Origin of the sequence: Chamaesiphon polymorphus CCALA 037 (assembly GCF_003003845.1) — a bacterium.
Classification (GTDB): Bacteria; Cyanobacteriota; Cyanobacteriia; order Cyanobacteriales; family Chamaesiphonaceae; genus Chamaesiphon; species Chamaesiphon polymorphus.
In genome coordinates this window covers 1-8900 of the sequence record NZ_PVWO01000225.1, presented here as the reverse complement: position 1 = coordinate 8900, position 8900 = coordinate 1, and the positions used below count along the sequence as shown (strand labels likewise).

General features: G+C 48.5%; 12 protein-coding genes and 1 pseudogene. 4 read left to right on the top strand and 9 right to left on the bottom strand.

Annotated elements, in window-relative coordinates:
* Positions 1–141 precede the first annotated feature (141 nt).
* Positions 142–1554: a cytochrome P450 gene (locus tag C7B77_RS16790; protein WP_106307190.1), complete on the top strand. Its 1413-nt coding sequence runs from the start codon at positions 142–144 to the stop codon at positions 1552–1554.
* Here C7B77_RS16790 and C7B77_RS16785 read toward each other — a convergent pair.
* The gene (locus C7B77_RS16785) at positions 1534–2496 is read right to left on the bottom strand and encodes a putative 2-dehydropantoate 2-reductase (protein WP_106307187.1); all 963 of its coding nucleotides are present in this window, start codon (positions 2494–2496) and stop codon (positions 1534–1536) included. The two genes, C7B77_RS16790 and C7B77_RS16785, sit on opposite strands and share 21 nt — an antisense overlap.
* Positions 2493–2636: a hypothetical protein gene (locus C7B77_RS30090; protein ID WP_181243894.1), complete on the bottom strand. Its 144-nt coding sequence runs from the start codon at positions 2634–2636 to the stop codon at positions 2493–2495. Before C7B77_RS30090 ends, C7B77_RS16785 begins: the two co-directional genes overlap by 4 nt.
* A 243-nt stretch (positions 2637–2879) precedes the next feature.
* On the opposite strand from C7B77_RS30090, the gene C7B77_RS16775 reads away from it, so the two are divergent.
* Positions 2880–3398, top strand: a complete 519-nt coding sequence (locus tag C7B77_RS16775; RefSeq protein WP_106307181.1) for a DUF4112 domain-containing protein — start codon at positions 2880–2882, stop codon at positions 3396–3398.
* A complete protein-coding gene (locus tag C7B77_RS30085) occupies positions 3373–3525 on the top strand; it encodes a hypothetical protein (protein ID WP_181243893.1) in 153 nt (50 codons plus the stop codon). Before C7B77_RS16775 ends, C7B77_RS30085 begins: the two co-directional genes overlap by 26 nt.
* Positions 3526–3810: 285 nt before the next feature.
* On the opposite strand, the gene C7B77_RS16770 is transcribed toward C7B77_RS30085, so the two are convergent.
* Positions 3811–4815 (bottom strand): NADPH:quinone reductase, encoded by a 1005-nt coding sequence (locus C7B77_RS16770; RefSeq protein WP_245894239.1) that lies wholly within the window; start codon positions 4813–4815, stop codon positions 3811–3813.
* Between the two features lie 32 nt (positions 4816–4847).
* Here C7B77_RS16770 and C7B77_RS31470 point away from each other — a divergent pair.
* A pseudogene (locus C7B77_RS31470) lies at positions 4848–4994 on the top strand (aldo/keto reductase); the annotation flags it as partial.
* Here the strand turns inward: C7B77_RS31470 and C7B77_RS16760 are convergent.
* The 6 genes from C7B77_RS16760 to C7B77_RS16735 all read right to left on the bottom strand — a co-directional run bounded on the left by C7B77_RS16760 (position 4980) and on the right by C7B77_RS16735 (position 8841).
* Positions 4980–5120, bottom strand: a complete 141-nt coding sequence (locus C7B77_RS16760; RefSeq protein WP_245894238.1) for a hypothetical protein — start codon at positions 5118–5120, stop codon at positions 4980–4982. The pseudogene C7B77_RS31470 and the gene C7B77_RS16760 overlap by 15 nt on opposite strands.
* Positions 5121–5288: 168 nt before the next feature.
* The gene (locus C7B77_RS16755) at positions 5289–5999 is read right to left on the bottom strand and encodes a TIGR04283 family arsenosugar biosynthesis glycosyltransferase (protein WP_106307178.1); all 711 of its coding nucleotides are present in this window, start codon (positions 5997–5999) and stop codon (positions 5289–5291) included.
* 52 nt (positions 6000–6051) lie between these two features.
* Positions 6052–6663, bottom strand: a complete 612-nt coding sequence (locus tag C7B77_RS16750) for a TIGR04282 family arsenosugar biosynthesis glycosyltransferase (RefSeq protein WP_106307175.1) — start codon at positions 6661–6663, stop codon at positions 6052–6054.
* A gap of 39 nt (positions 6664–6702) precedes the next feature.
* Entirely contained in the window at positions 6703–7524 is an 822-nt protein-coding gene (locus C7B77_RS16745; protein WP_106307172.1) for a hypothetical protein, read from the bottom strand.
* An 18-nt stretch (positions 7525–7542) separates the two neighbouring features.
* On the bottom strand, positions 7543–8307 hold the full coding sequence (locus tag C7B77_RS16740; protein WP_106307169.1) for a hypothetical protein: 765 nt from the start codon (positions 8305–8307) through the stop codon (positions 7543–7545).
* 15 nt (positions 8308–8322) lie between these two features.
* Positions 8323–8841, bottom strand: a complete 519-nt coding sequence (locus tag C7B77_RS16735) for an opioid growth factor receptor-related protein (RefSeq protein ID WP_106307193.1) — start codon at positions 8839–8841, stop codon at positions 8323–8325.
* Between the last annotated feature and the right edge of the window lie 59 nt (positions 8842–8900).

Here is an 8900-nt window from a genome sequence, read left to right as displayed (position 1 = left end):
GCCCCTCAACGGGGGGTCTGGGGGGGGCCTCCCCCAGATCCGGGTTCTCCAAGCACCAGTAACTCAAAACTAAGCACCACCGAGATGGGGTAATTTAGTCAGGATTATAATATCTATAGATTTATTAAGAAAGTATTGACTATGCAACTACCTCCAGGCCCCCAAACCCCAGCTTTCGTCCAACTGATGCAATGGGTTTTTAGCCCCATGTCCTTCATGGATGACTGCGTTCGCCGTTATGGAGACATATATACGCTGGCGATGCTAGGCAAAAATAAACCTAAGCTAGTATTTGTCAGCAATCCCCAAGCCATACAACAAATTTTAACTCAAGATACCAGAACCGATTTTCAGGCTCCAGGTGAGCTGAACGAGATATTTAGAGCATTGCTGGGCGAAAACTCGGTAATTAGCTTGAGTGGAGCGCAACATCAACGCCAGCGACAGCTCATGATGCCCTCATTGCATGGCGATCGAATGCGCACCTATACTAATGTCATCAACACAGTAACTACCGAAACGCTCGATCGAATCCAAATCGGTCAAACTTTCGACGTGCGGACGATTACCCAACAGATTACCCTGCGAACGATTATGCAAGCAGTATTCGGGTTATATCAGGGAGAGCGCGCCGAACAACTAGAACAGCTATTAGGAGAACTGCTAGATCGAGGTAGCTCTCCAATGTTGGTGGCGATGTTATACGTGCCCAGCCTCCAACAAGAATTTGGTGGAATTGGCCCTTGGGCGGTTTTGCAGCGCAAGCAGCGGGCGGTAGATGCTTTGCTCTATGCCGAAATTCAGGAGCGACGGCAGCATCCCGATCCCGCACGGACGGATATTCTTAGCCTGTTGATGTCCGCACGGGACGAAGCAGGTGAAGCGATGACTGATGTCGAATTGCGCGACGAATTGCTAACGCTGCTGACGGCGGGACACGAAACGACAGCCACCGCCTTGGCTTGGGCGTTATATTGGATTCATAAATTGCCCGCAGTTAAGGCAAAATTGCTCGCCGAACTCGATGGTTTGAACGGGGCTTGCGATCTTAACTCGATCGCGAAATTACCCTATCTAGATGCGGTTTGTAACGAGACGCTACGAATTTATCCCGTAGCGATGCTGACATTCCCGCGCCTTAGCAATAAGACAGTTACGCTTGCCGGACGAGAAATTCTACCCCAGACAGTTGTAATGGGATCGATTTATTCGACCCACCAACGGGAAGATTTATATCCCCAACCCCAAGAGTTTAAACCCGAACGCTTCTTAGAGCGACAGTTTTCACCGTTTGAGTTTTTACCATTCGGCGGTGGTGCCAGACGTTGTATCGGCAGTGCATTTGCGATGATGGAACTAAAACTCGCCCTCGCCAAGATCCTGTCTGGGTGGGAATTGGAATTGGTAGATAAGCGAGATATCTATCCTAAGCGTCGTGGTTTGGTGACAGCACCAGAACGCCCCATTCAGCTCCTGGTAAAAAGTCAGCGAGTGCCCCAGCAGTTGGCAAGTGCGAGTAAGTCATTCTCCAGCTCAAACACGATCGACAGTTGAGTTCTCGCGACGTCGCTCTGTGGCGGCATTTAAGAATTGGAGTTGCTGGTATAACATGCCAATTAGGGGCAATTCTACACCTCGATCGCGGGCAAATTGAAGCGGCGTGCCGAACATTGCCGCGATTTCTAGAGGTTTACCTGCGTCGTAGTCGATCTTCATACTCGTGCGATAGGGTGTCATCTTAAGGGTATATGCCAGCATCTGGTGAATAAATTCCTCACTAATATCGCGATCGTAGGCACCAGCGGCTAGTTTCACCTCGTGCATCAGTTGTGCCACCAGCGCGCTAGTATGGGGGTCGGCCATCAATCGATCGGTAGTAGCATCGAGGACGACGGAGAGGCCATTATAGGGAATATTCCAGACCAGTTTTTGCCACCGAGCGAGGAGCAGATCGGCACACGGAGAAATTGCCACGTCAGCAGCCCGAAAATCGGCGGCGATCTCTGCCATCATTGGCGTAATTGGCATGGCTTGATAGCCATCTGCATAGGCACCCAGCTTGATTTCACCATAGTCGAGATGGTGGATGCGTCCGGGGGCAACTTTATTAGAGCAGATAAAACACAATCCACCGACAACTGAGTGGTGGGGCAAGATTTGGGCGATTTCAGCTTCAGTCCCCAGCCCATTTTGGAGGACGAGAATGACTGAATTTGGTTTGACTAAAGTGGGTAAGATATTGGGTAAGAGCCGATTGTGAGTAGTCTTGAGACAAATGACGACCACATCACAAGCAGGCATTCGCTCGGCTCGATCGTAAGCATTGACAGATGGTAAAGTGAAGTCACCATCGATCGATTCAATTACCAGTCCCGACTGTTTGACATGCTGGTAATCGCTGTTGAGCAAAAAATGCACGTCCAAACCAGCTCTTTGGAGTTTGGCACCATAAAAGCCTCCGAGCGCACCCGTTCCGACAATTGCGTAAGTTCTCATGATGGGAGTGAGGAGTTGGGAGTTGGGAGTTGCGGCTCGCGCACGCCTTTATTTCCCGACGGTTTGCGGATGCGCGCTCCTCGGCAAAGCCGATGGTTTAGCGCGATCGAGACAAGACAGCGCAACAAGCAGCGAGACAAGACAGGGAGTAAGGAATCGTGGCTTGCAGGTTGGGGGATCGATCGTCTATTTTTTAGGTGACAAGGGTGTAGCTTGCTAACTTGCCGATCCTATCTCGAAATACGATCGAGAGCAAAGTAGGTTGTAAAAAATTCGACCGTTACTATCGATTGAGATAACTAAGACAAAACAGCATTAGTTTAAAATACTAACTCCCAACTCCCAACTCCCAACTCCCAACCCCTAACCCTCAAAACATAGCTATGGCTGATGCAAGACAGGACAACACTAATTTAGCCACCGAAACTCATCTGGCTCATCACGCACCGAAATTGAAACGGATGCGCCAGATCGGTCAATTACTCGATGGTGCGATCGTCATTCCCGGTACCAAACAACGCATCGGTATCGATCCGCTTTTAGGCTTAATTCCTGGCGGTGGCGATACAGTCAGCGCGGCTTTATCCGGTTATATTATTATCGAAGCCGCCCGGATGGGTTTACCCCGCGAAGCATTGATGCAAATGGTCGGAAATATCGCGATCGATACTCTGGTGGGTACGGTACCAGTATTGGGCGATGTTTTTGATGTATTTTCCAAAGCCAACATCCGCAATCTGCAAATTGTGGAAAGTCACATCCAAGCACCCCCAGCAACTAGTCGCAAAACCGATAAATTATTTATCGCGTTGTTAATAGTCCTCCTCATCTCGCTCGCTCTAGCCATGGGCATCGCCACCGTTGCGTTCTGGAGTTTTGTGGCTAATTGGATTAGAGGGTAGAGGAGATAGCACCCCACTATCTACGCTTTTACTAGTAGAATCGAGCAAGTTTGATTTCTACGATCGAGTGGATGTGATGGATAAATCGATCGTGGCGATCGTCGATCGGTTGCGATCGACATTGTAAGAGTCTAACCCGTTAATCGCGAACCCTAGAAATTCCCCTTGTCCGCCTTAGACAGTCAGGATGGTTGCAGACTAAGCACTAGGATTTCAGATTTGCTATATTGACAACTCATTCACCCTGCTTTTAAAGGAAGATTCAGAGGGCTTCAGATCTACGATCGAGTACAAAAAATCTTGTCAAATATCCTCTAATTTATCCCCGCAGTTCAGATCGTCAACACCATTGTTAATTACTGTTTTTTAGGAAGTTATCATCTTGCACAGAAAGAAAATCGAACTCAAATTTTTAAGCAATATCAATAACGATTTTACCGATCGCCTGTCCGCTGTCTTGGGCTGTATGCGCGGCTGCCACTCGTTCCAGTGAAAATGTGCTGGCGATATTGTGGCGGAGCGCGGCAGTTTCCAGTGCGGTGGTAATGTCGCGAATGGCGGCTGCTTTGGCAGCTTGGGGCATCGTATACACCAAGATCGTCCGAATCGTGATGTTACGGAGCATCCACGGTAATAGCGGTACGCTCAGCAGATCGCCGGGATTGCCAGCGTAGAGCGCGACACCGCCATTGGTACGTAATGTGGCATCGGAAATCGCCATATTTGCGGCAAAGTTCACATCGACAACTCGATCGATCCCACGTTCTTTGCCTGTAATTTCGCGGATTCGTTGCACGACATCTTCGCGCTTGTAATCGATCGTGTAGTCAGCCCCAGCAGTCGTGGCGATTTCTGCTTGTTCGGGACGGCTGACTGTCGCGATAACCTTTGCACCACCCCACTTTGCCCATTGCACCGCATAATTACCGACCGCTCCGGCTCCGCCTGTTACTAGCATGATGCGATCGCGGACATCACCATCGGCAAATACTGCCCGATGAGCCGTCATTGCTGGCACACCCAAGCAAGCTCCCTCAGCATAGCTAGTATTGTCAGGCAAATGCACTGCTTGGCGATCGGGTACCACGACGTATGCTGCGGCTGTGCCAAACGGTCGTCCTAATTGCGCTTCATAGATCCAAACTCGTTCGCCGATGCGCGTTGGCGATACGCCTGCACCGACGCTTTCGATTACACCCGCACCATCCTGATGGGGAATTATTAGATCGAAAGATTTGACAATACCACCCCAGCCAGCTCGACTTTTGGTATCGGATGGATTTACGCCAGAAGCATGGATTCTCACCCTGACTTCACCCACACCTGGTTCCGGCAGGGGTAGTTCGCCGACTTGTAGCACCTCACTGGCTTCCCCTTGTCGATCGTACCAAGCTGCTGGCATTGTTGGTTGGTTCATAGCTGATTAATTCCTGTTATGCTTTGCATTGCGATCGTCCTGGGATTGCGTCAGTCATCATCGGCGCAACCAAATTATCCCAGTTGGAGGACAATCTCAAAGCACTGGATTTTGAGATCCCTACCGAATCGATCGATCGATTGAAAGCTTTCAGCCGTCCCGAATCACAGTTCCCTTTCTGCTGCTGACAACCGCGTTACCGATAGCAGAACTTTCGATCGCTCGATCCACCGCTGCATGATATAACGATGGGGCGGCGATCCGGTGGCAGTTTTAAAGGCACGAGCAAAGTGAAACTGACTCATGGGAATCGACGCATTACTGTACGATCGCAAATTCGGCGTTGCTGGCGTGGGAAGCGAATATAAGCATCCTAGATCGACTGTAGGGGCGGGTTTATGCTAGCTAATATCGATTGTACTGTTCGATACAGAACAAACCCGCCCTCTTAGGCGATCGCGATTAGCGTTAATTTAACGACGATACCAACTAGCGAGCGTAGTTGGTGAAACCCCTGCTAAATAACCAGCCACGATCGCCTGATTGATGAGTGTCGTTTGCAACACGCCACGATCGATCCAGCGACGCGCTGATGTTACTACGGGTGTATCGAGAATCTCGATTCGCCCCAAGCCTTGCAAGCGGCGGATTAGTTCAAAGTCTTCCATAATCGGGATCTCCTTAAAACCGCCGAGATCGCGAAAAGTTGCCGCAGTTAGGAAAATTGCCTGATCGCCGTAGGGCATTTGTCGAGATTGCGATCGCCATGCTACCAGCCGTTCGATCCAGCGAAAACGCTGCTGTGGAGCGTCGATATGTAATGTAAAAGCTCCCGCTATGGGTACGGGCTTTTCTCCCACCAGCGGCGGCTGTAATGTCGCTCGCACCTTCGTCTCGAAGCCCACGGGCAAAAGAGTATCCGCATGGAGAAACAGCAGGATTTCGCCCGTTGCGGCTTTAGCTCCGACATTCATTTGTCGCGCGCGTCCCTTTGCCGATGAAATTACGGTTACGTCAAATCCCTTGGCGAGCGATAATGTCTTATCGCTCGAACCACCATCTACCAAGATTACTTCTACATTTGGCAGGGTGTGAATATTATCTAGCAATTGAAAGATCGAACCTGCTTCATTCAGCGCAGGAATGACGATCGAGATTTTGGAGCCAAACCCTAATTGTGTCATGCGATGTAAGCTGTTGTGCGTTGCTTAATTACGATCGATCTTTGGATCGATGCTACCAATCTACCTCGCTTAGTATAGACAAGTCTTCTGGCCGATCGATATCCGCCAGTGGGGGTAGATAACCGATCTCTAAATTCAACCGATTGGCGATCGCGATCGTTTGTTGCCATACTCGATCGGTACCCCACTCGACACCGACAAATAATTCTGGCTGAGGCTGACGCGTCCCGATTAAATAATACCCGCCATCCAGTGCCGCGCCGAGCACTAAATCCCGTTCTAATAACTCTGTAAATGCCTGCGCCAAAATGTCCGCAGTTAGTTTGGGACAATCCGTCCCGATGAGTACTACCCGCTCGGCTCCCTGTTGATGCGCCGATGAAATCGATCGATCCATCCGCATTCCTAGATCCCCTTCCCCCTGGGACTGATAAACTAAATCTGCACCCAGCCACTGAGCCATCTGCTGGCTGTCGCTGCCATCAAAATGCACCGCGATCTCTGCTGCTATTTGTGCCTGTAATGCTCGGGCGTGGCGCAGGGTACGTTCTGTCATCTGACGGTGTAAGGATGCGGCTGCGGCGGCTCCCACAGCAGGAATGAGGCGAGTTTTTACCTTGCCTGGAGTCGGATAGCGAGTGAAAATAATTAATTGATAATTGATAATTGATAATTGATAGTTGATAGTTGGGTAGTTAGCTTATCACGATGTTCGCTCTAGCGAGCTTTTATGCTGGCGCACGAGTCGATCGATGATATTAACCAGCCGTTGACATTCGATCGAATCTTTACTCGATACTGAGAGGGAAACTTTCTTGGCATCCGTGGTAACTAGATCGATCGTATATAGTGGTTGACGATCGCCACTCATGCTAAATAATAATTCTCTGACTTGAGCTTGCTTAATTGTCGATAACGGCAATACAGTTTCTCGATCGCCACCGAGCAAATATTTTTTGTCGATCGTAACTCGTTCGCGAAAGCGTGTCGCCAGACAATCGAGATCTTGCTGGAACTTGCAACTCATTTGCAGGGGAATTTTTAGAGCATATAGCCCACTAACTACTCCACCAATAATAAAATTACCACTCCACAGAAAATTTATCCAGCGATCGTCCTGCTCGACGCTAATTTTCGCCTGTTGGGGATTTTTTATAAACGCATTCAATCGATCGGCAGTACGATACTGGCTATCTGTTACAAAAGCTTTGTAGGGAGCTAATGGAACATCGCCTCCACTAGTTTCTAACACTACCCCGGTAGCACTAGTGGTAACCGTTTTAACCGATTTCAAGTGTCCGAGAATTAGTTCTTTTTCGGTACCGAGAATGCCTGAAATCGTGCGTTGACAATTAATTCGATCGCCAGGATCGCGTTGACATGTTAGTACGGTCGTCTTAACGGTGAACGCAGTGGCGATCGAACCAGCAACTATAAAAGGAGTCGCAAATAATAACCCCCACAGACAGCGACGATTGTGGTTGGCTATTTCCAGGTATCGATCGGTATGTTCGACAATTTTCATTGCAATAATCCGCCGATGCTATGTTTTAATAAATCGATCGATCTCCTCGACAATCTGTTCGTATTCAGCTAAATTCTTGCTGGGGATGGACAGTGAAACGTTCTTGGCGTTAGCTGAAACCAGATCGATCTTATACACGGGTTGATGATTGCGAACGAATAGTGATTCTCTGACTTGCGCTCGCTCGATTGCCGATAAAGTTAATACCGTCTGACGATTGCCCAGTAGTAAATACTGTTTATCAACGATCGCTCGATCTCTGAGCCGATCTAATTTGCAACTCACCCGCACCGGAATTGCCATCGCCAACAACCCGATCGTCAAGCCGCCAATTAACATACTACCACTCCACAGAGAATTGATGAGCCGATCGTCCTGTTCTACACGCAGAGTATTCTGTTGTTTATCTTTAAGAAAAGCATTTACCCGCGCGGCATTGCGATCGTGTTCGCTATTGACAAATGTCCGATATGGAGCTATTTCTACATCGCCCTTATTAGTGTCCAAGACAATGCCAATGCCACTAGTTTTGGTAACTTTAGCCGAGCGTAATTCCCCAGGAAGCCCATCTTCTTCCTCACCCAAAATCCCTGTAATAGTTCGCTGACAACCGATCGAACCAACTGTAGATCGTTGACATTCTAGCGTCGTCACCTTGGCCGTTCCTGCCATCAAACCCAAGCCGATGACAGTCAAAGGTATTGCTAACAATAGACCCCATAAATATTTATGATTCTGGTCTAATACTTCTAAAAATATATTGGTTTTATCGACAATTTTCACAGTCTTAATTCACAACTATAACTCGACAGCATCCGTCCAATATTGGAAAGTTTCACTACTAATTCGATCGACTTCCTCCAGATAAATCTGCTGTAAGCAATTATACAACGATCGAGCTATATCTACGCAGCCTAATATGATTAAACACTTTAAAATCCGCGTAATCCGGAGATAATTGTGGTCGAATACATTTATCCATTCCTGCTTGCGAGTTGGATATGCACTCGATCGTTCGATTTGTCTAGGTACGAGATCGCTAAACTGCAACCCATAAAACCGCAACATGACTTCCAGCGACTTGAGTAAATTTTGCTGCAACCTACGATCGGTTTGAAACGCGCCGATAATTTCCGCATCCACAACTGGCGCACGATCGTTAAATCTACTCCGCTCCACCAGCGGAAACAACCACTGAATATAATCGTGAGTGCATTCCAAGTCTTCAAAATCCCAACCCCAAATCTCCTCAATCATTCGCCCCCGCACATCTGCCTGCTCCCCCAAATAAAACGGTACTACTCCCTTCCCGCTCAAAGAGTATAGAAAGAGGTACAATTACTAAATAAGGGGGAAAAGATGAATGAATCTGAGCC

Bases quoted from the DNA above. Each gene is read 5' to 3' on its own strand.
- C7B77_RS16760 (WP_245894238.1), bottom strand. From the start codon at position 5,120: ATGAGTCAGTTTCACTTTGCTCGTGCCTTTAAAACTGCCACCGGATCG.
- C7B77_RS16755 (WP_106307178.1), bottom strand. From the start codon at position 5,999: ATGACACAATTAGGGTTTGGCTCCAAAATCTCGATCGTCATTCCTGCG.
- C7B77_RS16770 (WP_245894239.1), bottom strand. From the start codon at position 4,815: ATGAACCAACCAACAATGCCAGCAGCTTGGTACGATCGACAAGGGGAA.
- C7B77_RS16775 (WP_106307181.1), top strand. From the start codon at position 2,880: ATGGCTGATGCAAGACAGGACAACACTAATTTAGCCACCGAAACTCAT.
- C7B77_RS16790 (WP_106307190.1), top strand. From the start codon at position 142: ATGCAACTACCTCCAGGCCCCCAAACCCCAGCTTTCGTCCAACTGATG.
- C7B77_RS16745 (WP_106307172.1), bottom strand. From the start codon at position 7,524: ATGAAAATTGTCGAACATACCGATCGATACCTGGAAATAGCCAACCAC.
- C7B77_RS16785 (WP_106307187.1), bottom strand. From the start codon at position 2,496: ATGAGAACTTACGCAATTGTCGGAACGGGTGCGCTCGGAGGCTTTTAT.